The 22,736-nt window shown below is 73.0% G+C and carries 21 protein-coding genes; 14 read left to right on the forward strand and 7 right to left on the reverse strand.

Annotated features, from left to right (window positions below; all coding sequences use genetic code 11):
* Nucleotides 1–13 precede the first annotated feature (13 nt).
* From ACV7NM_RS24205 to ACV7NM_RS24215, 3 genes are read left to right on the forward strand one after another with little or no spacing between them, the layout of a single operon-like run.
* Nucleotides 14–1,378 (forward strand): hypothetical protein, encoded by a 1,365-nt coding sequence (locus ACV7NM_RS24205; protein WP_463412241.1) that lies wholly within the window; start codon nucleotides 14–16, stop codon nucleotides 1,376–1,378.
* Nucleotides 1,379–1,428: 50 nt separating this feature from the next.
* On the forward strand, nucleotides 1,429–1,752 hold the full coding sequence (locus ACV7NM_RS24210) for a DMT family transporter (protein WP_463412242.1): 324 nt from the start codon (nucleotides 1,429–1,431) through the stop codon (nucleotides 1,750–1,752).
* A complete protein-coding gene (locus ACV7NM_RS24215) occupies nucleotides 1,752–2,279 on the forward strand; it encodes a TetR/AcrR family transcriptional regulator (protein WP_463412243.1) in 528 nt (175 codons plus the stop codon). The genes ACV7NM_RS24210 and ACV7NM_RS24215 overlap by 1 nt, the downstream gene beginning before the upstream one ends.
* 40 nt (nucleotides 2,280–2,319) lie before the next feature.
* Here ACV7NM_RS24215 and ACV7NM_RS24220 read toward each other — a convergent pair whose 3' ends face one another.
* A complete protein-coding gene (locus ACV7NM_RS24220; RefSeq protein WP_463412244.1) occupies nucleotides 2,320–3,207 on the reverse strand; it encodes a winged helix-turn-helix transcriptional regulator in 888 nt (295 codons plus the stop codon).
* Between the two features lie 80 nt (nucleotides 3,208–3,287).
* Between ACV7NM_RS24220 and ACV7NM_RS24225 the strand changes: the two genes are divergently transcribed.
* Nucleotides 3,288–4,601 carry an MFS transporter gene (locus ACV7NM_RS24225; protein WP_463412245.1) on the forward strand — a complete coding sequence of 438 codons (1,314 nt, stop codon included), beginning with the start codon at nucleotides 3,288–3,290 and terminating at the stop codon, nucleotides 4,599–4,601.
* A gap of 9 nt (nucleotides 4,602–4,610) precedes the next feature.
* Nucleotides 4,611–5,591, forward strand: a complete 981-nt coding sequence (gene dapD / locus ACV7NM_RS24230; protein ID WP_463412246.1) for a 2,3,4,5-tetrahydropyridine-2,6-dicarboxylate N-succinyltransferase — start codon at nucleotides 4,611–4,613, stop codon at nucleotides 5,589–5,591.
* Nucleotides 5,592–5,685: 94 nt separating this feature from the next.
* Here dapD and ACV7NM_RS24235 read toward each other — a convergent pair whose 3' ends face one another.
* On the reverse strand, nucleotides 5,686–5,943 hold the full coding sequence (locus ACV7NM_RS24235) for a hypothetical protein (RefSeq protein ID WP_463412247.1): 258 nt from the start codon (nucleotides 5,941–5,943) through the stop codon (nucleotides 5,686–5,688).
* A 323-nt stretch (nucleotides 5,944–6,266) separates the two neighbouring features.
* Nucleotides 6,267–8,108, reverse strand: coding sequence for an endonuclease/exonuclease/phosphatase family protein (locus ACV7NM_RS24240; RefSeq protein ID WP_463412248.1), 1,842 nt, complete (start codon nucleotides 8,106–8,108; stop codon nucleotides 6,267–6,269).
* A 269-nt stretch (nucleotides 8,109–8,377) separates the two neighbouring features.
* Here ACV7NM_RS24240 and ACV7NM_RS24245 point away from each other — a divergent pair, with 269 nt between their 5' ends.
* Both ACV7NM_RS24245 and ACV7NM_RS24250 read left to right on the forward strand, forming a co-directional pair.
* A complete protein-coding gene (locus ACV7NM_RS24245; protein WP_463412249.1) occupies nucleotides 8,378–9,850 on the forward strand; it encodes a hypothetical protein in 1,473 nt (490 codons plus the stop codon).
* A 760-nt stretch (nucleotides 9,851–10,610) separates the two neighbouring features.
* Nucleotides 10,611–12,050 (forward strand): alkaline phosphatase PhoX, encoded by a 1,440-nt coding sequence (locus tag ACV7NM_RS24250; RefSeq protein ID WP_463414050.1) that lies wholly within the window; start codon nucleotides 10,611–10,613, stop codon nucleotides 12,048–12,050.
* A gap of 65 nt (nucleotides 12,051–12,115) precedes the next feature.
* Here the strand turns inward: ACV7NM_RS24250 and ACV7NM_RS24255 are convergent, their stop codons facing one another.
* The 4 genes from ACV7NM_RS24255 to ACV7NM_RS24270 form a co-directional block, all read right to left on the reverse strand.
* Nucleotides 12,116–12,292, reverse strand: coding sequence for a hypothetical protein (locus ACV7NM_RS24255; RefSeq protein ID WP_361313450.1), 177 nt, complete (start codon nucleotides 12,290–12,292; stop codon nucleotides 12,116–12,118).
* A 103-nt stretch (nucleotides 12,293–12,395) separates the two neighbouring features.
* Entirely contained in the window at nucleotides 12,396–13,616 is a 1,221-nt protein-coding gene (locus ACV7NM_RS24260; RefSeq protein ID WP_463412250.1) for a TerD family protein, read from the reverse strand.
* A 53-nt stretch (nucleotides 13,617–13,669) separates the two neighbouring features.
* Entirely contained in the window at nucleotides 13,670–13,888 is a 219-nt protein-coding gene (locus ACV7NM_RS24265) for a hypothetical protein (protein WP_463412251.1), read from the reverse strand.
* Nucleotides 13,889–14,065: 177 nt separating this feature from the next.
* Nucleotides 14,066–15,592, reverse strand: a complete 1,527-nt coding sequence (locus ACV7NM_RS24270) for an aldehyde dehydrogenase (NADP(+)) (protein ID WP_463412252.1) — start codon at nucleotides 15,590–15,592, stop codon at nucleotides 14,066–14,068.
* 154 nt (nucleotides 15,593–15,746) lie between these two features.
* Here ACV7NM_RS24270 and ACV7NM_RS24275 point away from each other — a divergent pair, with 154 nt between their 5' ends.
* From ACV7NM_RS24275 to ACV7NM_RS24305, 7 genes are all read left to right on the forward strand, one after another.
* Nucleotides 15,747–16,559: an IclR family transcriptional regulator gene (locus ACV7NM_RS24275; protein ID WP_463412253.1), complete on the forward strand. Its 813-nt coding sequence runs from the start codon at nucleotides 15,747–15,749 to the stop codon at nucleotides 16,557–16,559.
* Between the two features lie 166 nt (nucleotides 16,560–16,725).
* Entirely contained in the window at nucleotides 16,726–17,730 is a 1,005-nt protein-coding gene (locus tag ACV7NM_RS24280; protein ID WP_463412254.1) for a hypothetical protein, read from the forward strand.
* A 127-nt stretch (nucleotides 17,731–17,857) separates the two neighbouring features.
* On the forward strand, nucleotides 17,858–19,180 hold the full coding sequence (locus ACV7NM_RS24285; protein ID WP_463412255.1) for a sensor histidine kinase: 1,323 nt from the start codon (nucleotides 17,858–17,860) through the stop codon (nucleotides 19,178–19,180).
* Nucleotides 19,177–19,839, forward strand: coding sequence for a response regulator transcription factor (locus ACV7NM_RS24290; RefSeq protein WP_463412256.1), 663 nt, complete (start codon nucleotides 19,177–19,179; stop codon nucleotides 19,837–19,839). Before ACV7NM_RS24285 ends, ACV7NM_RS24290 begins: the two co-directional genes overlap by 4 nt.
* A gap of 62 nt (nucleotides 19,840–19,901) precedes the next feature.
* Nucleotides 19,902–21,350, forward strand: a complete 1,449-nt coding sequence (locus tag ACV7NM_RS24295; RefSeq protein WP_463412257.1) for a peptidoglycan D,D-transpeptidase FtsI family protein — start codon at nucleotides 19,902–19,904, stop codon at nucleotides 21,348–21,350.
* 63 nt (nucleotides 21,351–21,413) lie between these two features.
* Complete coding sequence (locus tag ACV7NM_RS24300) at nucleotides 21,414–21,905, forward strand: N-acetyltransferase family protein (protein ID WP_463412258.1); 492 nt, start codon at nucleotides 21,414–21,416, stop codon at nucleotides 21,903–21,905.
* Between the two features lie 80 nt (nucleotides 21,906–21,985).
* Entirely contained in the window at nucleotides 21,986–22,711 is a 726-nt protein-coding gene (locus ACV7NM_RS24305) for a DsbA family oxidoreductase (RefSeq protein ID WP_463412259.1), read from the forward strand.
* The last annotated feature ends 25 nt before the right edge of the window (nucleotides 22,712–22,736 follow it).

Raw genomic sequence — 22,736 nt, forward strand, 5'->3', positions numbered from 1 at the left:
AGGACCCCTTCGGATGAAGAAGCAGCTGGGCACCGCCGCGATCGCGGCGCTGGTGGTCGCCGGCGCGGCCCTGCCCGCGCACGCGGTGACGTACGGCACGCCGACCATCGCCCTTTCCTCGTCCTACCTGTCCGGTGCCGTCGGCGGCGTCGGCGACCAGACGGTCTCCGTGACCGTCGGGCAGAGCGGCGCCGACGTGTCCGCACTGACCGTCAGCGCCTCCGCGTCAAGCAGGGCCTCCGTCGCCGCGACCGGCGACGTCACGGTCACCGGGGCCGGCGCGGTACGGCAGCTCGCCGTCACCGCACGGAGCCGCGGCTACACCGACCTGACCGTCAAGGTGACCGGGCTCGGCGGCAAGACCGCCACCAGGACCCTGTCCTACGCGGCCTCCGCCGCGGTCCGGGACCCGGCCGACGCCCGCTACTTCAGCGGCGCCTCGGACTCCTCGGCCGCCGTGGACGTCGGCGGCGGGTACACCGTCGTCGCCGACGACGAGAACAACGTGCTGCGCCTGTACGACCGCTCCCGCTCCGCCGCGCCTGTGCGGACCTGGGACTTCAGCTCCCAGCTCGGTGTCACCAAGGAGGTGGACATCGAGGGGGCGACCCGGATCGGCGACACCGTCTACTGGACCGGCTCGCTCGGCAACAACAAGGACGGCGAGTACAAGGCGCCCCGGAACACGGTCTTCACCACCACCGTCAGCGGCTCGGGCGCGGGCACCCAACTGGCGTACGGGCGCTCGTACAAGAAGCTCCGCGACGACCTGGTGGCCTGGGACGAGGCGAACGGCGACCGGTACGGCTTCGCCGCCGGGACCGCGGCCGGCGAGGCGCCCAAGCAGATCGACGGGTTCAACATCGAGGGGCTGGAGTTCGCGCCCGGCTCCACGACCACCGCCTACCTGGGGTTCCGTGCCCCGCTGGCGCCCGCCGTCCCGGGCGGCAAGGCCCTGCTCGTGCCGGTGACCAACTTCGACAAGGTGCTGTCGAGCGGCACCCAGGCCGTCTTCGGGCCGGGCATCGAACTGGACCTGGGCGGCCTCGCCGTCCGCGACATCCGCAAGAACGCGGCGAACCAGTACCTGATCCTGGCCGGCTCCTGGGCCGCCGACGACAACTCCGACCCGTATGCCCTCTACCAGTGGGACGGCATCCCCGGCCACGCCCCGGTCAAGCGGGCCGACCTGCCGACGACCGACCCCGGCGGCTGGGAGGCCATCGTGGAGGTGCCGGACCTGACTGCGGCGGGCGCGCGGGTGCAGCTGATCACCGACAGCGGGTCGGCGGACCTGTACGGGGACGGCGTGGAGGCCAAGGACCTCACGCACCCCGAGTGGAAGAAGTCCCGCGCGGCCTGGTTCACGCTGAACTGACCGGTCCCTTCGTGTACGGCCGTACGTAAGGCATGTGTACTGTCGTACACATGCCTTACGTGTTGCTCGCGGCGGCCATCGCCTCCGAGGTGGCCGGGACCACCGCCATGAAGTACAGCCACGGCTTCACCCGGCTGTGGCCCTCGCTGGGCACGCTGCTGGGCTACCTCGTCGCCTTCACCCTGCTCGCGCAGACGCTGAAATCGATGTCGGTGGGGACGGCCTACGCGATATGGGCCGGGGTCGGCACGGCCGCCATCGCCGCCATCGGGATGATGTTCATGGGGGAGACTGCCACCGCGGCGAAGATCGCCGGGATCGCGCTGATCATCGCCGGGGTGGTCCTGCTGAACCTGGGCGGGGCGGCGCACTGATGGGCCGCCGGTACGACCCCGACCGCAGGCAGCGCATCATCGACGCGGCGACCCGTGTGGTGGCGGCCGAGGGCATCGCGGGGCTGAGCCACCGCAGCGTGGCGGCGGAGGCCGACGTACCGCTGGGCTCGACGACCTACCACTTCGCCACGCTGGACGAGCTGCTGGTGGCGGCCCTGCGGCAGGCGAACGAGGGCTTCGCGGCGGCGCTGTCCGAACTGGGGGAAGGCGACCTGGCGGCGGCTCTGGCCCGCCGCCTGGGGGAATTCCTGACGGCGAACCGGGCGGGCGCGGAGCTGGAGTACGAGCTGTACCTGGCCGCCCTGCGCAAGCCGGCGCTGCGGCCGGTGGCGGCCGAGTGGTGCGAGGCGGTGGTGACGGCACTGGCCGAGCGGGTGGACGCGACGACGGCCCGGGCGGTGTCGGCGGTGATGGACGGCATCAGCCTCCAAGTGCTGCTGACGGAGGTCGAGTACGACGAGCGGTACGCGCGAGAGCTGCTGACGCGGGTGCTGGGGCGGGCGTAGGGGGGCGCTCGCCGCGCTCGGTCAGGCGGTACGGGGACGGTCAGCGGGGCTCGGGGTGGTCCCCGCGGACCGCGGCCAGGGCGGCCCGGACGCTCGCCTCGATGTCCCGGATCGGGTAGAACACCTCGCGCACCGTCCGCTCCCGGTCCACGACCAGGGTCAGCCGCTTGATCCGGCTCACCCCCGCCGCCCGGAAGGTCGGCAGTCGAAGGGCCGTCACCAGTTCCAGGTCCGCGTCCGAGAGCAGCGGGAAGCGCAGCCGTTCCGCCTCCGCGAACTCCTGCTGTTCGTCCGGCCGTTGTGTCGACACCCCGTGCACCGTCACGCCCGCCGCGGTGAACTCGGCCAGCTGGTCCCGGTACGTGCACGACTCCAGCGTGCAGCCCTTCGCCCCCGGGATGCCCGCCCAGCCGGGCGGGTAGGACTCCGCGCGGGAGTAGGCGCCGGGGAAGCAGTACAGGACGGTGAAGGGTGTTTCGGCCACCGGGTCGCGCGGTTCACCGAAGCGATCCGGCAGCAGCAGCTCCGGCAGTCGGGTGCCGCGCAGCGCGTGCACCCGTACCGCCTCGCGTGAGGCTTCGTCGGTCGTCGCCGTCATCTCTCCCTCTCCGAGGATCCATGTGTCGCCCCAGTCCTGGAGGGCGACCAGTACCGGCAACAGGCCCCGCCCGCGCGCGGTCAGCCGGTATTCGTGCCGCAACGGGCGTTCCAGGTACGGGACGCGCGCCAGCACCCCGGCTTCGACGAGCATTTTCAGCCGCTCGGCGAGCACCTTGCGCGACATGCCCAGTTCGCGCTGGAAGTCGTCGAAGCGGTGCACGCCGCGCGCGGCGTCGCGCACGATCAGCAGCGTCCACCAGTCCCCGACGAGGTCGAGGGCTTGGGCGATCGAGCAGTCCGCGTCGCCGAGGGTGGTGCGCTGGACCATGGAACTCCTTTGTCCGTTGACCCGGGATCGCCATGCTGGCATAGTCCGTTCCCAAAAGGAACTTACTCGGGGGTGGGGTTGTGCCGCAGCGGTTCGGGGCGCGGGCGTTCGGGGATGTGCCGAGGGTCGTGTGGCTGCTGGCCGCGGGGGTGTTCGTCAACGCGGTCGTCAGCTTCACCTTCGTCTTCGTCTTCCTCTACCTGTCCGGCCCGCGCGGTATGGGCCCGGCCCAGGCGGGTATCGCCGTCGGCATCGGCGGCGTCGGCATGGTCGCCGGGAACTTCACCGGCGGCTGGTACGGCGACCGCTTCGGCCACCGCCGGGTCCTCCTCGCCGCCGCCTGCCTCGGCGGGCTCACCCTCATGAGCCTGCCGCTGCTGCCCACCGCGCTGCTGTACGCCGCCCTGCCGGTGGCCCAGTACGCCTCGGGCGTGATCCGCGCCGCAAACTCCGCGCTGGTCGCCGTCACCGTGCCCGAAGGGTCCCGCCGGCAGGCCTTCGCCGTGGTGCGCTGCGTCTCCAACGGCGGCTTCACACTCGGGGCGCCCCTCGGTGCCTTGGTCGCGGGCGCCCTGTCCTACGACTGGCTCTTCCTGGCGGACGGCATCGGCACCCTCGTCTTCGCCGTCTGGACCGCCCGCGTCGTCCCGGCCCGAGGCGCCTCCCGAAAGCACGTGGCGGCGGACGGGGGCCGGGGGCCCGGCGTATGGGGCGAACTGCGGGCGAGGCCGACCGTACTCGTCCTCCTCGGGGCGATCCTCGTCACCGACCTCGTCTACCGCCAGCAGTACGCCACCTTCCCGGTCTTCCTCGCCGACCACGGCCACGACGTCGGCGCCTTCGGGCTGGTCATCGCCCTCAACGGGGGCGTCATCCTGCTGCTGGAGCTTCCCGCCGCCGTGGCACTGCGCGACCGGCCCCCGCTGCCCGTGATCGCCACCGGGCTCGTGCTCGTCGGCGCCGGGTACGCGGCGCTCTTGGGCGGGGCGGGCGCGGTGAGCGCCGTCGCCATGATGGTGCTGCTGAGCCTGGGGGAGATCTTCTACAAGACCACCGCCACCGCCTACGTCGCCGACCAGGCGCCGGAGCACGCGGTCGGGCGGTTCCAGAGCCTGTACGCCGGGGTCTCGGTCAGCGGGGTGGTGCTCGGCGCGCCGTTGGGCGGGGCCTTGTACTCGGCCGCGCCGACGCTGCTCTGGCCGTTGTGCGCGGCGCTCGCGGTGGCCGCGGGCGGGGCGGTGCTCTGGGCGTCGGCACGGCAGGGGCGCCGGGAGGGCGGCGGCGGGGAGGGTGCCCGCCGGGAGGACGACCGGGAGGGCGCCCTCCGGGCCGGGGAACCGGCACCACGCCCGGCACATGAGACCGGTTCGCAACCGCGGGCCCTGGCCGGTTAGGTTTCGGACATGACTGCTACGCGTACCACCGGCGCCGTCGCCGCCGGACTTGCCACCCTCGCCGCCGACGGCACCGTCCTCGACACCTGGTTCCCCGCCCCCGAGCTGGTCGCCGAGCCCGGCCCGGCCGGCACCGAGCGCCTCACCGCCGAGCAGGCCGTGGAGCTCCTGGGCGAGGCCGCGCCCAAGGCCCTCGGGTCGGACGCGCGCCGAGGCGTCGAGGTCGTAGCCGTCCGCACGGTGATCGCCTCGCTCGACGACAAGCCGCTGGACGCGCACGACGCGTACCTGCGCCTGCACCTGCTCAGCCACCGCCTGGTCAAGCCGCACGGCCAGAGCCTGGACGGCCTCTTCGGCCTGCTGGCCAACGTCGCGTGGACCTCGCTCGGCCCGGTCGCCGTCGACCAGGTGGAGACCGTCCGACTGAACGCCCGCGCCGAAGGCCTGCACCTCCAGGTCACCTCGATCGACAAGTTCCCGCGGATGACGGACTACGTCGCCCCCAAGGGCGTCCGCATCGCCGACGCCGACCGCGTCCGCCTCGGCGCGCACCTCGCCGAGGGCACCACCGTCATGCACGAGGGCTTCGTCAACTTCAACGCCGGCACCCTGGGCACCTCCATGATCGAGGGCCGCATCTCGGCCGGTGTCGTCGTCGGCGACGGCTCCGACATCGGCGGCGGCGCCTCCACCATGGGCACCCTCTCGGGCGGCGGCAAGCAGATCATCTCGATCGGCGAGCGCTGCCTGATCGGCGCCGAGGCGGGCGTCGGCATCGCGTTGGGCGACGAGTGCATCGTCGAGGCCGGCCTCTACGTCACCGCGGGCACCCGCGTCACCCTGCCGGACGGCCAGATCGTCAAGGCCTTGGAGCTCTCGGGCGCGAGCAACATCCTCTTCCGCCGCAACTCGGTCACCGGCGCCGTCGAGGCCCGCCCGAACAACGCGGTCTGGGGCGGCCTGAACGAGGTCCTCCACAGTCACAACTGACCCGCCCCGCCCGGGCCGGTACGCGCGAACGCCCTCCCACACCCCCGAGCGGGGTGGGAGGGCGTTCGCGTGGACGGGTTCCGTCGCGGCGGGCTCAGTGGAGGGCGATGGTGCGGATCAGGCCCGCGAAGGCGCGCTCCTCCTCCTCGGTCAGTTCGACCGTCTCCATCGGATGGCCGGACGGCCCGCGCTGGGCCGGGATGGCCGCGAGGCCCTCGTTGGCGTCGTCCTGCTCCGGGTGGTGGAACCGGGTGTCCCACACCATGTGGCCGAGGCCGATGACCCAGACCAGCGCGGTCACGAGCAGGACGGCCAGGCCGATTTCGCGGGCGAGGGGGATGGAGGGGAGCACGCGGTCCTCCAGGAGTGCGGGGGGACGGGATCGGGCGTGGGCCCGGAGTGCGCCTGGCGCGGGTCGGGCGGGTCGGGCGGGTCGAGCGTGGGGATACTCAACACCACAACCCGGGTGGAACGGGTACGGATGTGGCCGACGTCACTTCAGGGGTGAAACGTCTCATCTCGCCGCCTCCCGCGCCCGCTCGATCGTCAACCCCGCGCCTCGCCCGTCACCCCGCCGATCCGGGCGTACCCGTACCGCGGGGTGCGCGAGGGCACGCCCGGCGAAACGGCGGACGGCCCGGGCGGGAGAGCGCCCGGGCCGCCCGCGGTCCGCGGTTACGGGCGGAAGCGCAGCACCTGCGGGTCGTGGTCGCTGTTCTGGGCCGAGAACTCCGCGTTGATGTGCACGCTGTCGTAGGAGAAGTTCTTGACCGCCGGGCTCGTCAGGATCTGGTCCAGCACCTGGGCATTGCCCTGGTAGACGTAGGAGTATCGTTCCGCCTTCGGCAGAGACTTGATCGCCGAGTACAGCGCGCCGCCGTCCTCCAGCGCCTTCGTCGTCCCCGAGAACTCGAAGTCGTTGATGTCACCGACCGCGAGGACGTCCGCGTTCTTCTCCGTCGCCAGGATCTCCTTGACGAAGCCGTTCACGGCCTGCGCCTGGAGCAGCCGCTTGGCCTCCGAGGAACGCACCGGCGGCTGGTGCGCCGAGGTCAGGCCCTCGTCGCCGCCCTTCGAGGCGAAGTGGTTGGCGATCACGAAGACGGTCCTGCCGCGGAAGACGAACTCGCCCGCCAGCGGCTTGCGGCTGTCGGTCCACGCCGGGTTCGCCGGGTCGATCCGGCCGGGGGAGTGGGTCAGGGCCGCGTGGCCCTTCTCCGTCATCACGCCGGTCGCGGTCGTGGAGTCGCCCGCCGCACGGTCGGTGAAGGAGACGCGGGCCGGGTTGAACAGGAACACCTGGCGGATGTTGCCGCCGGGCTCGCCGCCGTCCTTGTCGTTCTCCGGGTTGATGTACCGCCACTGGTAGGCCGGACCGCCCGCCGCCGCGACGGCGGCGGTGAACTTGGTCAGCGTCTGCTCGGCCGAGACGGTGCCGTCGTTCTTGGCGCCGTTGTCGTCCTGGATCTCCTCCAGGGCGACGATGTCGGGGGAGGCGAGGTTCTCGACGACGGCCTTCGCCAGGTTGTCGAACTTCGTCTGCGGGTCGGACGGGTCGAGGTTCTCGACGTTGTACGTGGCCACCGCCAGCTCGCCCGGGGCCTGCGCCTTGGTCTTCTCGGGGGCGAGCGTGCCCGCCTGGACCTGGCCGAGGGCGCGCGCGACCAGGGTGTAGCCGCCGAACTGGTTGTAGTCGAGCGGGCCTTCGGTGGTGCCGGTCAGCTTGTCGCCGACGTTCGCCACGGGGAAGGGCTGCTGCGCGAGCGGCGCCAGCTGCTGGATCTGGAGGCGGCCGGTGTTCTGGGACTCGTAGGAGCCGTAGAGCGTGCCGCCGCGCTTGACGGTGTTCTCCCAGCCCTTCACCGTGACCCACAGCTCCGAGTACGGGTCGGTGGCGCCGACGACGCGCGAGGTGCCGATGCGGACGTTCATGCCCTCCAAGGACTCGTAGTAGTCCAGGGCGTACCGCGAGGGCTCCAGCGTCAGGCCGTTGACGCTGCCGCCGGCGGCCGTGTCACCGGCCGGGGCGTACTCGGCGGGGACGCTGTACTCGTTGATCGTGACGGCCTCGGGCAGGGCGTTGCCGGAGGAGACCACGGTGACGGCCGGCTTGGAGATCTGGGTGACCGACTGGTTGCCGGAGGAGACCCCGCCCGGGATGTACTCGCCGACCGTCCCGTTCACCTTGACGGCGTCGCCGACCGCGACGGTCGGGACCGAGCTCGTGAAGACGAAGATGCCTTCGCTCGTGGCGGCGTCGTCGTCGGCGTCGGGGTCCTGCATCCAGAAGCCGCGCGAGCCGTACGTGCGCACGCCGGTGACGATGCCCTCGACGCCGGTGACCTGCTTGCCGTTGAGCGGGGATATCCGGGTCGTGCCCTGGATGTCGTGGATGCGGACCGGATCGGCGGACGCGGCGCCCTCGGCCGCGTCGGCGGAGCCCGCGAGCAGACCGGTGGCCAGGGCCGTGGCGACGAGGGCCGCGATGGCGGCGGAACGGGGGTGTGAGGAGCGCATGGTCAGGAACTCCGGTGTGTGGAGGGGGGACCCAGGGGATCGTGGGTACCCGGAATCGTGTGGAGGAAGCGGGACGGGGCCTTCGCTATGTCTACGCGCGTCAATTTCCTGTGTGGGGCGTTGAGTTGTCAAGGTCTCCAGGGGAGACGGCAGCTGACTGTGGGATGAACCAAAGGCATTGGCCCCCTGGCCGTGCCCGAAATGCGTCTACGCTGGGCGTCGCCGTCCGGCCCGACGGCCACCACCGCGTCCCCGAGGAGAACCGCCCCATGTCCGCAGAGCCGCACCCCACGCTGCCGCCGGTACGGCTGCACTCCGATGCGGAACTGGCCCGCGACGCCCTCGTCGCACCCCTGTTCGCCCGGGCCGTGCGCCTCGCCCGCTGGGCCGGACCCGACACGCGCGTCGAGATCGGCGGCGAACTCGCCGCCGAACAGCTGCCGCAGGCCGCGACCGTGCTCGGATTCGACGCGGCCGACCCGGACGGCCCGATGTACGCGAGCCAGGCCTGGAGGGTGGCCGTCGACACCGGCCTGGTCGATGTGACCGAACCCGAAGAGGACGACGCCGGCGAACCGGAACACGGGACCGCGGAGCCGGGCGAGGACCTCGCGCTGATCGCGGGCGGCGCCCCCGGTGACGTACTGGACCTGTGGCTGGCGGCCCTGGACACCGTCCTCGCGGACGCGGCCGTACCCGATCTGGACGACCTCATCGAGGGTCTGGAGGACGGCGCGGGAATCGACTTCGACCGCCTGGACTGGAACCCGGCGCACGAGGCGGACTTCCTCGACGGGGTCCTCGCCAACCTCTACCTGCTCAGCGTCGCGGAGGGTGGAGTGGGACAGGGGCCGGTGCCGTTGCCCGTCCTCGCCGCGTCCATGGTCGTCCCCGACGACATGGGGGAGCCGACGGACGCGGTGCTGGAACAGGTCTCCGACGCGATGATGCGCCTCGACGACCAGTTCCGGCAGCTGGAACCCATCGGGTTGGTCGAGTTCCGTCCCGTCGACGAGGAGTTGATGGCGGAGGCGGACGACGAGGAACTGCTCCCGGACCCGGCCGACGCGGACGAGGACGACATCGCCCGGTACGGGATGGTGCGGCTGACCCCTCTCGGCCTGTACGGAGTCCGCGCCCGCATGCTCGAAGCCGGGGTCGACGCGCCCGCCATCGGTGAACTCGCCGACAAGGGAGCCGACGCGCTGTTGGACGGGGTCTCCCGCTATCCGGAGCATGCGGCGCAGGCGGAGATCGAACAGTGGCTGACCGGGCGCGAGCCGGCGACGGCGGTGGCCGAACTGCTGGACGCGGCCCGGGGCGACGACGAGGGGGCCCCGCTGCGGCGGCTGCGCTGCCAGCAGGCCCTCGCCCCCGCGGGGCCGGAGGCGGAACCCGCGGTCCGGGCGGTGTTGGACGATCAGCGCCTCGGCGGGCTCGCACGGGTGTGGTTGGCCGAGCGCGGGGCGAAGGACGTACCGGCGCCGGACGGGGCGATGGTGTTCTGGCTGACGGTCGACACGATCGCGGCGCAGCTCGCCGCGGACGGTGAGGCGGAGGAACTGCCGCTGCTGATGCAGAGCCTGACGGGGCACCACGCGGGTTTCTTCGACGAGGTCTGGCGGGTGGAACACCCTGCGACGGCGGACGTCCTGGAGGCGATGGGCCGGATGCACCCCGACAAGAAGGCGGCGAAGGAAGCCCGAAAGGCCGCTTTCAAGGCCCGCTCCCGCCGCCGCTGACGGGGCGGGGGCATTGCCCCCGGCTTCCGGGCCCCCACCGCAGCTGATGGGGCCGGGGGGCGGGGGCGGCGGCGGGCTCCGGGTTACCGGCCCGCACGGCCCGGGCGGTGGGTTCCGCCACGGCCCGGCCGGCCGGGGGGGCCGGGCTGTGGATTCGGGGCCATCCCGGTTGGGCGTCTTGGGGCGGGTGCGGCCAAGCCCGCCCGCGGCGGTGCGGGTCACGGGGCGGATATCGAGGCTCGGGTTCGGGCGGGGCGTCACCCGCCCGCGTTCCGAGTTGTCCGCGAGTTCCGGTTGTCGGCTGGGCGGCCAGGGTGGTGGTGGCTTTTGGGCCGGCAGGGTCGGGCGTCTCGGCGGGCGGGCAAGCCGGTCCGCCGTGCGGCGCCCGGGCAACTCGGGGGTGGCCTAACGGCCCGCGTTCCGAGCCGGCCTTGCGACTCTGACGCGGCCCAGAGTGCGGGTTCCGGCTGATACCGGCCCGTGCGTCGTGCGCGCCGGGATGCCCAGGGCCACAAGTCGGGTGGCCCTGGCGACGCAGCTTCGGGCCGGGCGCCTCCGCCCCCCGCAGCCGCGGCAGAGCGGGGTCGGGCGGCGGCGCAAGAGCGCACAATGCGCCGATCGGGGGACGGAGTTCGCCATTCCGGGTGGCGGGCAAGGGACAGTCGGTCGTCGGGGGTAGTTCAGCCGCCGTTCAGGTGCGGGCGGGAGCGTGTGCGCCGACCGTACGACAGGCGCACCACCGCCCATCTCTGGAGCCATGATGCCCCTCAGCCGTAGAGACTTCACCGCCCGCTCCGTCATCGCCGGAGCGGGAGTCGCGCTCACCGGGACCGTCGGCGCGCTCGCCACTGCCCCCGGCGCGCTGGCCGCCGACGACACCACCCGGCACGACGAGAACGGCCGCCCGTACGAGCCCGGCTACGGCCCCCTCGTCCCCGACCCGGCCGGAATCCTGGCCCTCCCGGCCGGCTTCACCTACCGCGTCATCACCCACAGCGGCGTGACGAAGCTCGACTCCGGCGAGACCACCCCCTCCAACCACGACGGCACGGCCGCCTTCGAGGGGCACCGCGGGGTCACCCTCCTCGTCAACAACCACGAGTTGAAGGGCCCCCGTTCGGGCTGGGCGCACCCGGTCCCCCTCACCGAGGGCCTCGTCTACGACCCGGCGGCCTCCGGCGGCTGCACGGTCGTCGAGGTCCGCCGCGGGGGCGAGGTCGCCGAATGGGTCGGCATCGCCGGTACGTCCACCAACTGCGCCGGTGGAGCCACCCCTTGGGACACCTGGCTGACCTGCGAGGAGACCGAGGACCTGGCCGGCAAGAACGGGATGACCAAGGACCACGGCTACGTCTTCGAGGTCGACCCGCACGACCGCCGCGCCAACCGCGACCCGCAGCCCGTCAAGGCGTTCGGGCGGTACGCGCACGAGGCCGTCGTCATCGACCCGCGCCAAGGCCACGCCTACCTGACGGAGGACGCCTCCGGCCCCAACGGCCTGCTCTACCGCTGGACCCCGCCGCAGGGCTTCCACCACGGGCGCGGCAAGCTCCGTACGCTCGCCCCCGACGCGGGCGTGCTCGCGGCGGCCAAGTGCTTCGACAGCACCGGGCGGTTCGTCGACGACCTCTCGCGCGCGACGCGGAGCGGCACCGAGTACGGGGTCGACTGGGTGGAGGTCCCGGACCGGGACGCGCGTACGACGTCGATGCGCAAGCAGTTCGCGGCGGACGCCGTGACCCGGGCGCGCAAGCTGGAGGGCATGTGGTGGGCCGACGGGGGCGCGTACTTCGTCTCCTCCTACGCCCGCTCCGAGAGCCCCGGCGCCGCGCACGACGGCCAGGTGTGGTTCTACGACCCCAAGCGGCGCACGATCCGGCTGTTGGTCCTGCTCGGGGTGAACGCCGACCCGTCCAAGGACGGCGCTTTCGACGGGCCCGACAACATCACGGTGTCCCCGTACGGCGGTCTGGTCATCGCGGAGGACGGCGAGGGCGTCCAGCACCTGCTCGGCGCCACGGAGTCGGGCCGCACCTACCCGCTCGCCCGCAACGAGATGAACATGGGGACGGCCGAGAACCCGGAGTACTCGGAGTTCACGGGCGTCTGCTTCTCCCCGGACGGGCGCACTCTGTACGCCAACATCCAGGAACCGGGAATCATGCTGGCCATCACCGGGCCTTGGCGGCGCACCGGCTGACGACCGCGAACCGGGTAGGCCGGGGACGACGGCCGGGCCGACGCGGCCCGGCCGGCCACCGGACCCTACTGGGCCGGGGCGGCCTCCGCGCGGGAGGCCGCGGCCCATTCCTCAAGCAGGAATTCGTACGCCTCGGAGGGCCACTCGTCGTCCACTCGGGTCTCGACGAGGTGCCGGATCGCCGCGTTCGCCTCTGCGGCGGACGGGCGGGCCGGACCCGCGGGCTGGAGTGTCTTCTGCATGGTTACAAGGCTACGGGCGGCCACTGACAGTCACCCCCGATTTGAGAGGTGTCATCGCTCACCCGGTGTCGGCACCGGTAGCGCCATGTGGCCGCCCACCTGCTCAGAGTGCTTCCGAAGCGGGTTTGACCATGCCCCGCACTGTGCGGGACTTCACAAAGTCGCCCAGGGCCGTCATCTCCCACTCGCCGCTGAACTGTCTGATCAGCTTCGCCATCATGACGCCGGTCTGCGGCTCGGCGCCGGTGAGGTCGAAGCGGACCAGTTCCTCGCCGCTCGCCGCGTCGATCAGACGGCAGTACGCCTTCGCCACCTCGGTGAACTTCTGGCCGGAGAAGGAGTTGACCGTGAAGACCAGGCCCGTGGCCTCGGCGGGCAGCCGGCCGAGGTCCACGACGATGACCTCGTCGTCCCCGGACCCCTCGCCGGTCAGATTGTCCCCCGAGTGCTTGACGGCCCCGCCGAGGATCGACAGCTTGCCGAAGTAGCAGCTGTCGATGTGGTTGCGCTGCGGGCCGTAGGCGATGACGGACGCGTCGAGGTCGATGGCCCGGCCGCCGAACGCGGGCTCCCAGCCCAGACCCATCTTGACCTGGGAGAGCAGCGGACGGCCGCCCTTGACGAGGGAGACGGTCTGGTTCTTCCGGAGGTTGACGCGGCCCTTGTCGAGGTTGATCTTCCCGGTGCCGCCGGGGGCCGGGGCGGCGGCAGGGACCGGTGCGGGCGCCGCGGGGACGGCCGCGGGCATCGGTGGGGCGGCCGGGGCCGCCGCGGGCACCGGCGGAGTGGCCGGGGCCGCCGCGGGCATCGGTGGGGCGGCCGGCTCCTCGACCGAGACCCCGAAGTCCGTGGCGATGCCGGCGAGACCGTCGGCGTACCCCTGGCCCACGGCGCGCACCTTCCACACGCCGCCGCGCTGGTACACCTCCACCACCACGAGGGCGGTCTCCGTGCCGAGCCGCGGCGGTGTGAAGGTGGCGATCACCGCGCCGCTCACGGCGTCCCGCACGGTGGCGGTGGGCTCGATGCCCTGGAAGGTCTGTCCGGCGGCGTCCGGACTCGCCGTGACCACGATCCGCTCGATGCCCGGCGGGAGGGTGGAGGTGTCGACGGTGATCGAGTCGGGAGCCGAACCGCCGCCGGACCGGTAGCTCACACCGGGTCCGGACGGCTGGTTGTAGAAGATGAAATCGGCGTCCGAACGCACCTTGCCGTCCGCCGCGAGGAGGAGTCCCGACACGTCGAGCCGCACCGGGGCAGCCACATCGACCGTCACGCGGACGCTGTCGAGCGGCAGATTGGAACCAGGGGTCATAGCGGTCATGCCGGGACAACGACCGGCACCGCTTTGCCGTTCCCTTACCCTCGCACCACTTCTCACCTGCGGTTGCGCGGATGGTTCCGGGCCGTGCGCTCGTTGCCGAACTTGTACGCGCCGGTCCAGCGGGCCATGACCAGTTGGGGGTCACCGGATTCCACCTCGACGAGGAACTTCCCGGCCCGGGCCCCCCGCAGGGTGCCCGCGGCGCGGCCCCCGTGAGTGATGACGACGGAGTCGCCCTGTTTTTCGTACGTGAACCCGTGCGGCTTCGGCATGGGCGGCAGCCTGCCTTGCCCGGAGCGGAGGCGGCAACGGATTTGGCCCGTCTCCGGGAGCGGGCCGGACCTCCCCGCGGCTGCCCGCCCCGGCCCGCCGCCCGGTGGCCTCCGCCCGGACCCGCCACCCGCCGTCAGCCGTGGCGCCCCGGTCCGCCGCCCGGACGCCACTCGCCGTCAGGCCCCCGTGACCCGCCGCGGCAGTCCCAGCGGGTTGCCCTCGCGCAGCTCCGCCGGGAGCAGCGCGTCCGGCACCGATTGGTACGCCACCGGCCGCAGCCAGCGCTCGATGGCGGTGGCGCCGACCGACGTGGAGTGCGAGGTCGCCGCCGGGTAGGGGCCCCCGTGGTGCTGGGCCGGCGCGACCGCGACCCCGGTCGGCCAGCCGTTCACGACGATCCGGCCCGCCAACCCGGTGACCTGCGCGATCAGTTCGGCGGCCGGTCCCGGTGCGCCCCGCGTCTCGGCCGTCGAGAGCTGGAGGGTGGCACTCAGGTTCCCGCCGAGCCGGCCGAGCAGCTCGGCCGGCTCGCCCCCGTCCGCGTACCGGACGACCACGCCCACCGGGCCGAAGCACTCCTCCAGGAGTACCTCGTAGGAGGGCCCGCCGTCGAGGAGGGTCCGGGCCGGCACCGTCAGGTACCCGGCGGCGACGGCGTGTTCACCGGCCGGACCCGGTGTGACAGGCGCGTCGACGCCGGGCAGTGCCGACCGCTCGCGCACCCCGGCGACGAACGCGTCCCGCATCCGGTGGTCCAGCAGTACCCCCGGCGGTGTCTCGCCGAGCGCCTTGGCGAGCGCGGCGGTGAGGCGGTCGCCGTCCGGGCCCTCCGGGACCAGGACGAGGCCCGGCTTGACGCAGAACTGGCCGACGCCGAGCGTGAGCGAGCCCGCGAGCCCCGCGCCGATCTCCTCGGCGCGCTCGGCCACCGCCGCCGGGGTGACCACGACGGGGTTCAGGGAGCCCAGCTCGCCGTGGAAGGGGATCGGAACGGGCCGCGCGGCGGCGGCGTCGAACAGGGCCCGGCCGCCCCGGATGGAACCGGTGAACCCGGCCGCGGCCACGAGCGGGTGGCGGATCAGCTCCAGCCCGGCCCCGAAGCCGTGGACGACGGACACGACATCGGCCGGCAGCCCGGCCCGCAGCGCCGCCCGGCGCAGCAGCGCGGCGCACGTCTCGGAGGTGGCCGGGTGGTCGGGGTGCGCCTTGACCACCACGGGGCACCCGGCGGCCAGCGCGCTCGCGGTGTCCCCGCCGGGCACGGAGAAGGCGAGCGGGAAGTTGGAGGCGGCGTAGACGGCGCTCACGCCCAGCGGCACCTTGTATCGGCGCAGTTCGGGGCGCGGCGGACTCAGCGAGGGGTCGGCGCGGTCGATGCGGATGTCGAGGTAGGAGCCCTCCTCGACGGCGTCCGCGAAGGCCCGCAGCTGAGCGGTGGTACGGGCCAGTTCACCGGTGAGGCGGCCGGGCCCGAGGGCGGTCTCGGCGTCGGCGCTCTCGACGACCTGGTCCGCCGCCTCGTCCAGCAGGTCGGAGGCCGCGCGCAGGAAGGCGGTGCGGGCGGCGCGGTCGGCGAGCGCTCCCCGGGCGGCGTGCGCCGCGCGTACGGCCGCGTCCACCTCCGGGGGTGTGGCCTCCACCGCAACCTGCCCCCGCTGCTTCCCGCTGCGGGGGTCCACACTCCAGACTGGTGTTGCTGCCATGGCGCACTGCCTCCTGGACCTACGCTGACCCGCACGGCGTCGTTCAGTATTGTGAACGCCGTTCCGAAGGGTGAATGATCACATCCAGCGTGGACTCTATTTCCGCGGCTTCCCGGTTGACAAGGGAAACGAGACAAGAGGGGCACCAAGGCCGATGACCACAGGTGATGGCGGGGCGCCGGGAGACCAAGGTGGCGAAGCGGGCGGTCCGGGGGCGCCGGCGGCCGTCAAGTCGGCCGTGCGCACGGTCATGCTGCTGGAGCACTTCGCCGCCCGGCCGGGACCGCACAGCCTCGCCGACATCCAGCACGACCTCTCGCTCCCCAAGTCCAGCCTCTACATGCTGTTGCGCACGCTGGTGAACCTGGGCTGGGTGGAGACCGACGCCACCGGCACGCGGTACGGCATCGGCGTGCGCGCGCTGCTCGTCGGCAGCTCCTACATCGACGGCGACGAGGTGGTCGCGGCGGCCCGGCCGACCCTGGACCGGCTCTCCGACGACACGACGGAGACGATCCACCTCGCCCGGATGGACGGGACCAGCGTGGTCTACCTCGCGACCCGGCAGTCCCAGCACTACCTGCGACCCTTCACCCGGGTCGGACGCCGGCTGCCCGTGCACTCGACCGCGCTCGGCAAGGCGCTGTTGGCCACGCACACGGACGACGAGGTGCGCGGCCTGCTGCCGCGACGGCTGGAGGCGGTCACCGAGCACACCATCACCGACCGGGATCGGCTCGTGGACGAGCTGGCGTTGGTGCGGGAGCAGGGGTACGCGGTCGACCGGGAGGAGAACACCCTCGGACTGCGCTGCTTCGGGGTGGCGGTTCCCTACCGCACCCCGGCGCGTGACGCGGTCAGCTGCTCGGTGCCGGTCGCCCGGCTGACGCCGCACCACGAACAGACGATCAAGGCCGCCCTGTTCGAGGCGCGCGACCGGCTGTCGGTGGTGACGCGTCGGATGTGACGCGCCGGATGTGACGCATGGGACGTGACGCGTCGGATGCGATGTGTGGGGTGTGATGCGTCGGGTGTGACGCGCCGGCGGAGGTGGGGATTCCTCCCCCGGGCGGGGGAGGCGGTTCACCTTCGAGGGGGAGGCGGCGGGGCGCCGCGCACGCGACCGTTGGGGCATGACCACACGAACCACCCGCACCGGCGGGACGACGTACGCGGCACGGCCGTCGGCCTCCGGCCCGGGGTCCGCCCGGCCCGGGGCCATCGGACTGATCCTGCGGGTGGCGGCCCTGGCCGCCACCGTGCCCTACCTGTGCCTCAAAGGCGCCTGGCTGGCGGGGAGCCGCATCGGGATACCGGACGGCAGCGTGCTGCTGGAGCCCGGCGTGTTCTTCAAGGTGGCGAACGCTGTCACGCTGGTCATGGACTCGGCCGTCATCGTCCTCGTGCTGGTGCTCACCCGGCCCTGGGGCGTACGGGTGCCGTCCTGGCTGCTGACCGTCCCGGTGTTCATCGCCACCGGACTGCTCGTGCCGATCGTCGTGGCCTTCCCCGCCCAACGCCTCATGGACGTCCTGGGCTTGGGGCCGGACGCCGCGGCGCGGGCGGCCAAGGAGCCCTTCCTCCACCCGTGGGTGTTCGACGTCGTCTACAGCGGCTTCATCGTGCAGGCCATTGCCCTGACCGGGTTGTTCGTCCCCTATGCGCGGCGGCGCTGGGGCCGGCGGTGGCAGGGCGTCCTGGGGGAGCGGCTCCCGTCACCCACGGGGGTGGTGGCGGGAGCCGCGGCGGCGACGGCCGTGGCCGTGGCGGCCGTGGAGCTCTCCTGGGCCTTCGGCGGCACGGTCGGGCTCAGCGCGTCACAAATCGCCCGGTACGATCCGCAGATGGGCGCGGTGTTCGCCACCCACGCGATATGCGCGCTGGTCGCGGGGGCGGGCGCGGTGAACCTGGCCCGGGGCGGAGCCCGACGGGCCCGGGGGGCACTGGCCGTGGCATGGACCGGTGCGGCGGCCGCGGCGTGCTGGGGTCTGTGGCTGCTGATCGGCTCGTGGGGCGCCACCGATCCCGAGGAAGCGGTCACCACCGCGATGTTCCTGACCTACACCGCCCAGATGGTCACCGGCCTGCTCGCCGCCGGGGTCCTGGTCCGGTTCCTCGCCTCACGCCGGACCGGGTGAGACGGACCGGCACCGGGCGGCAGCGGGCGGACGGGCGGGATCGGACAGGCCGGGGCGGGGCGTACGGGGCACCGGCGGACGGGCACGGCAGGACAGCGCGGGCGGACAGGCCGGACGGGGGAGCGGGATGCCGGGGGGCGACGGGCTGCGGACATGGGCGGCGGCCGGCGTCGGCTCGCTGCTGGGGGCGCGGGCCCGGCGGCGGTGGGTACACCTGATCCTCGGCGGGGCCCTGCTGATGCCGTACTTCCTCCTCACCGAAGTGGTGGTCGGTGTCATGGCGGGCGTGGGCAACGTCCTCGGCTCCACCCCGCTGACCTTCGCCGCCTACGGCGCCTCCCTGCCCCTGGTCGCCGCGACCGCCGTCTTCGCGCTCGTCCGGCCGATGTCGGTGGGAGCGGTACGGGCCTTGTGCGGGGTGCCGGGCGAGCGGCTGGCGGACGGGCCGGCCCGGTCCTGGCAGGCGCGGGCGCGGACTTCGGCCTGGTGGACGCTCCACCTGGGGGTCGGCGCCGCCATCAGCGGGATGAGCCTCGCGGTGCCGCCCATGGCGGTGGTGCTGATCGCGCTGCCGTTGGTGCCCCGGCTGCGGGAGGTGCCGATGGGGGACGGCTGGTTCCGCTCCACCGCCGCGCCGTACACCGCCCCGCTGCTCGGGATCGGGCTGCTGTGCGGGCTCGTCCTGTGCGCCGCCGCGGCCGGGGCGCTGCTGGCCCGGGCGGCGCCCGTCCTGCTCGGGCCGACCGCCGCCGACCGGTTGGCGGCGGCGGAGGAGCGGGCCGCCGACCTGGCGGTGCGCAACCGGCTCGCGCGGGAGTTGCACGACGCTGTCGGGCACGCGCTGAGCGCGGTCACCCTCCAGGCGAGCGCCGCCCGGCGGGTGCTGGACAGCGACCCCCGCTTCGTACGGGAGGCGCTCGCCGCGATCGAGGACACCACCCGGCGCACGGTCGGCGAGCTGGACGCGGTGCTGGGCCTGTTGCGGGAGGGCGACGGCGCCGACGGGGAGGGCGGGCCGGGGCCCGCGCCGACGCTCGCCGCGGACCTGGAGGGTCTGCTGGCCCGGTCCCGGGCCGCCGGTACCCCGATCACCGCCCACCAGGACCTCGGGCCGCCGGGGGACTGGGCCTGGCTTCCCGCGATCACCTCCCGCGAGGCGTACCGGATCGTCCAGGAGGGTCTGAGCAACGCCCTGCGGCACGGTACGGGCCCCGTCGAGCTGTGGATCGCCGTACGGGGCGAGGAGGACGGTACCCACCGTGAACTGGAGATCACCATGACCAACCCGCCGGACACCGCGGACGGGCCGAAGCCCCGTGGCACGGGGGGCCGCGGCCTGCGCGGCGCCGTCGAGCGGGCCGCCCTGCTCGGCGGCGTCGTCGAGGCCGGACCCGACGGGGGGACGTGGCGGCTGCGCGCCGTCCTCCCGCTGGGCGGGGAGGCGCGATGAGCCGGCCGCCGCTGCGCGTGGTGCTCGCCGACGACGAGCGGATGGTCCGGACCGCCCTGCGCGTGATCCTGGAGGCCGAACCCGACCTCGAAGTCGTGGGCGAGGCCACCGACGGCGCCGAGGCGGTGTCCCTGGTGCGCGCGCTGGCCCCCGACGTGGTCCTGATGGACGTCCGGATGCCCGGGATCGACGGAATCCGCGCCACCGAACAGATCCTCGCCACCACGGCCGAGCCGCCCCGGATCGTCGTCGTCACCACCTTCGAGAACGACTCCTACGTCTACCGGGCGCTGCGCGCGGGCGCCGCCGGCTTCCTCCTCAAGCGCGCCGAACCGGACGAGCTGATCGGCGCCGTACGGCTCGTCGCGCGCGGCGACTCCCTCCTCTTCCCCGCCGCCGTCCGCTCCCTCGCGGCCACCCACGCGGGCGCCCTCTCGGCCACCGCCCCCTGGGTGCGCCGGCTGACCGAACGGGAGGCCGACGTACTGCGCCTGATCGCCACCGGCCTGTCCAACCACGAGGTGAGCGAGCGCCTCGGCGTCGGGCCCCAGACGGTGAAGACGCACGTCGCCGCCATCCTCGCCAAGACCGGCTCCCGCGACCGCACCCAGGCGGTGATCGCGGCCTACGAGGGGGGATTCCTCATGAGGAAAGGCTGAGAACCCGGCCACAATCGGGGCAGAGCGGAACGTCTGACGCCGCTCGCGCGTCTTTCCCGAGGATGAACAAGACGATCAGGCGCGCGTCGGTCTTCTGTCTGCTTCTGGTGGCGGCCCTCTTGGTACGGGTCACCTGGGTGCAGGCGTACCAAGGCCAGGCGCTCGCAGACGACAAGCACAACCGGCGCAACCTCATCGGGCAGTACGAGAACCCGCTGGGGAACATCATCGTGGGCGGCGAGGCGATCACCGGCTCGGTGAAGACCGGCGGCAAGGACTTCCAGTACAAGCGCACCTACGTCGACGGCCCCCTGTACGCGCCGATCACCGGCTACAGCTCGCAGGCCTACGGCGTGAGCATGCTGGAGGGCGTCTACAAGAACGTCCTCAACGGCTCCGACAGCCGACTGAAGACCGCGATGGACATCCTCACCAACAAGCGGGCCACCCCGGGCAACGTGCTGACCACCATCGACAAGGGCGTCCAGAAGGCGGCCTACGACGCGCTGCAGGGCAAGCAGGGTTCCGCCGTGGCCATCGACCCGGCGACCGGGCAGATCCTCGCGATGGTGAACAACCCCTCCTTCGACCCGGGCCGGATCACCGGCGCCACCGACGAGGCGGCCTGGAAGGAACTGTCGGCCGACCAGGGCAAGGCCATGGAGAACGTGGCGCTGCGCAAGCCGCAGGCGCCCGGCTCCACCTTCAAGCTGGTCACCATGGCCGCCGCCATCGAGAACGGCCTGGTCTCCGACATCGACGCGCCCACCGGCATCCCCGGCGCGTACACGATCCCGGGCACCCGTACCGCCCTGCCCAGCGAGGCGGGCAACGACGGCTGCAACAACGTGTCCGTGCGCACCGCGCTGCGCCTGTCCTGCAACAACGTCTTCGCCGACCTGGCCTCCAAGCTCGGCCAGGACAAGATGCGGGCGATGGCGGAGAAGCTGGGCTTCAACAAGGAGACCGCCACCCCGGTCACCGCCCGGCCGGCGAGCAAGTACCCCTCGACGAAGATGTCGATCGACCAGGTCGCACAGACGGGTATCGGCCAGTTCGACGTCCAGGCCACGCCGCTCCAGATGGCGATGGTGACGGCGGCGATCGAGAACGGCGGCAAGCTCGTCGCCCCGCACATGGTCTCGGAGGTCACCGATTCCGGCGGCAACGTGCTGGAGAGCTTCAAGGACCCCAAGTCCGAGCAGGTCATGAGCGCCAAGACCGCCTCGATGCTCCAGGACGCGATGCGCACCGTCGCCACCCAGGGCGGCGGCAAGCCCGCGCAGGTCGCGGGCGCCGAGGTCGGCGGCAAGACGGGCACCGCGCAGCGCGGCGTGAACAACAGCCTGCCGCCGCTCGCCTGGTTCACCTCGTACGGAAAGGCCGACGGCAAGCAGATCGCCGTCGCGGTCGTGATCGAGAACTCGGACACCGACCGTTCCGAGATCGGCGGCGGCAGGCTGGCCGCGCCCATCGCGCAGAAGATGATGGGGGCGTGGCTGAAGAAGTAGCCATCCCCGCGCACGGGGCGCCGCGCCGGGAACCGACACGGTTCCCGGCGCGTTCCCTTACCCATGATCAGAACCGCGCGCCCCCAGGACCTCGACGCCATCGCCGCCCTCCACACCCGGGCCCGTGCGACCTACTACCAGGGCCGTGTCCCCGAGGAGGTCTACGGAGGCGAAGCGGAGCTCGCGCGCTGCCGCGAGGGTTGGGCCCGTGCCATCGTGCGTGCGGGCTCCGAGGGCGGCGTGTTCTGCGCCGAACGGGACGGCGCGCTCACCGGGGTCGCGGCGTTTCGCACCGCCGACGGGGAGAGCACGCTCACCCAGCTCCACGTGGACCCCGACCACTGGCGCCGCGGCACCGGCGCGGCCCTGCACGCCGCCTGCCTGGACGCCTGGCGTCGGGCGGGAGCGGCCAGGGCCCGCCTGGAGGTGTACGAGCACAACCTGCGCGCGCAGTCCTTCTACGCCTCGCTCGGCTGGCGCCCGGAGCCCGAGGCGGCCCGGTCCGGCAGCCACGTCACGCTGTGGCTGCGGGTGGGGGCGGCGTCCGGGGAATGAGACGTTCCGGCGGTTGGTTGAAACGGGAACCGTCCGGACCTCCCGGCCGGACGGAGCCCGAGACCGAGAGAAGAAGGATCATGCGCGTCGAGATCTGGAGCGACATCGCCTGCCCGTGGTGCTACATCGGCAAGGCCCGGTTCACCAAGGGCCTGGCCGAGTTCGCGCACCGTGACGAGGTGGAGGTCGTCTTCCGGTCGTTCGAGCTCGACCCGCACGGCCCCAAGGGCGTGACCGCGCCGGTCGTGGAGATGCTGGCCGAGAAGTACGGCCGCACCCTCGACGAGGCGCGCGGTATGGAGGAGCACGTCGCCGCCAGTGCGCGCGGTGAGGGGCTGGCGTACCGCGTCGAGGGGCGCGATCACGGCAACACCTTCGACATCCACCGCCTGCTGCACCTGGCCGCTGCCCGGGGCCGCCAGGAGGAGCTGCTCGACCTGGCCTACCGCGCCAACTTCGCGGAGGAACGCAGCGTCTTCGAGCCCGAGGTGCTGGTCGCGCTCGCCGTCGAGGCGGGCCTGGACGAGGCGGAGGCCCGTACGGTCCTCGCCGACGACCGCGCCTACGCCGAGGAGGTGCGCGCCGACGAGCGCGAGGCGGCCGAACTGGGCGCCAACGCCGTACCGTTCTTCGTCCTCGACCGCCGCTACGGCATCTCCGGCGGGCAGCCCGCCGAGGTGTTCACCCGGGCGCTGGAACAGGCGTGGGCCGGCCGTGAGGTGACCTCGCCCGAGGTCGCCGACGGCGAGGTCTGCGAGCCCGATGGGGCGTGTGCCGCCCCCGGGGCACGGCAGGCGTCGGCGTAACCGGCGCGGACGGGGGCCCGGGCGG

This window comes from Streptomyces sp. Tek67B01 (assembly GCF_055231995.1).

Coding starts and splice junctions, on each gene's coding strand:
- ACV7NM_RS24255 (WP_361313450.1), bottom strand. CDS start 12,292: ATGCAGAAGACACTCCAGCCCGCGGGTCCGGCCCGCCCGTCCGCCGCA.
- ACV7NM_RS24300 (WP_463412258.1), top strand. CDS start 21,414: ATGATCAGAACCGCGCGCCCCCAGGACCTCGACGCCATCGCCGCCCTC.
- ACV7NM_RS24210 (WP_463412242.1), top strand. CDS start 1,429: ATGCCTTACGTGTTGCTCGCGGCGGCCATCGCCTCCGAGGTGGCCGGG.
- dapD (WP_463412246.1), top strand. CDS start 4,611: ATGACTGCTACGCGTACCACCGGCGCCGTCGCCGCCGGACTTGCCACC.
- ACV7NM_RS24250 (WP_463414050.1), top strand. CDS start 10,611: ATGCCCCTCAGCCGTAGAGACTTCACCGCCCGCTCCGTCATCGCCGGA.
- ACV7NM_RS24285 (WP_463412255.1), top strand. CDS start 17,858: ATGCCGGGGGGCGACGGGCTGCGGACATGGGCGGCGGCCGGCGTCGGC.
- ACV7NM_RS24240 (WP_463412248.1), bottom strand. CDS start 8,108: ATGCGCTCCTCACACCCCCGTTCCGCCGCCATCGCGGCCCTCGTCGCC.
- ACV7NM_RS24265 (WP_463412251.1), bottom strand. CDS start 13,888: ATGCCGAAGCCGCACGGGTTCACGTACGAAAAACAGGGCGACTCCGTC.
- ACV7NM_RS24205 (WP_463412241.1), top strand. CDS start 14: ATGAAGAAGCAGCTGGGCACCGCCGCGATCGCGGCGCTGGTGGTCGCC.
- ACV7NM_RS24270 (WP_463412252.1), bottom strand. CDS start 15,592: ATGGCAGCAACACCAGTCTGGAGTGTGGACCCCCGCAGCGGGAAGCAG.
- ACV7NM_RS24275 (WP_463412253.1), top strand. CDS start 15,747: ATGACCACAGGTGATGGCGGGGCGCCGGGAGACCAAGGTGGCGAAGCG.
- ACV7NM_RS24260 (WP_463412250.1), bottom strand. CDS start 13,616: ATGACCGCTATGACCCCTGGTTCCAATCTGCCGCTCGACAGCGTCCGC.
- ACV7NM_RS24245 (WP_463412249.1), top strand. CDS start 8,378: ATGTCCGCAGAGCCGCACCCCACGCTGCCGCCGGTACGGCTGCACTCC.
- ACV7NM_RS24215 (WP_463412243.1), top strand. CDS start 1,752: ATGGGCCGCCGGTACGACCCCGACCGCAGGCAGCGCATCATCGACGCG.
- ACV7NM_RS24295 (WP_463412257.1), top strand. CDS start 19,902: ATGAACAAGACGATCAGGCGCGCGTCGGTCTTCTGTCTGCTTCTGGTG.
- ACV7NM_RS24220 (WP_463412244.1), bottom strand. CDS start 3,207: ATGGTCCAGCGCACCACCCTCGGCGACGCGGACTGCTCGATCGCCCAA.
- ACV7NM_RS24305 (WP_463412259.1), top strand. CDS start 21,986: ATGCGCGTCGAGATCTGGAGCGACATCGCCTGCCCGTGGTGCTACATC.
- ACV7NM_RS24280 (WP_463412254.1), top strand. CDS start 16,726: ATGACCACACGAACCACCCGCACCGGCGGGACGACGTACGCGGCACGG.
- ACV7NM_RS24290 (WP_463412256.1), top strand. CDS start 19,177: ATGAGCCGGCCGCCGCTGCGCGTGGTGCTCGCCGACGACGAGCGGATG.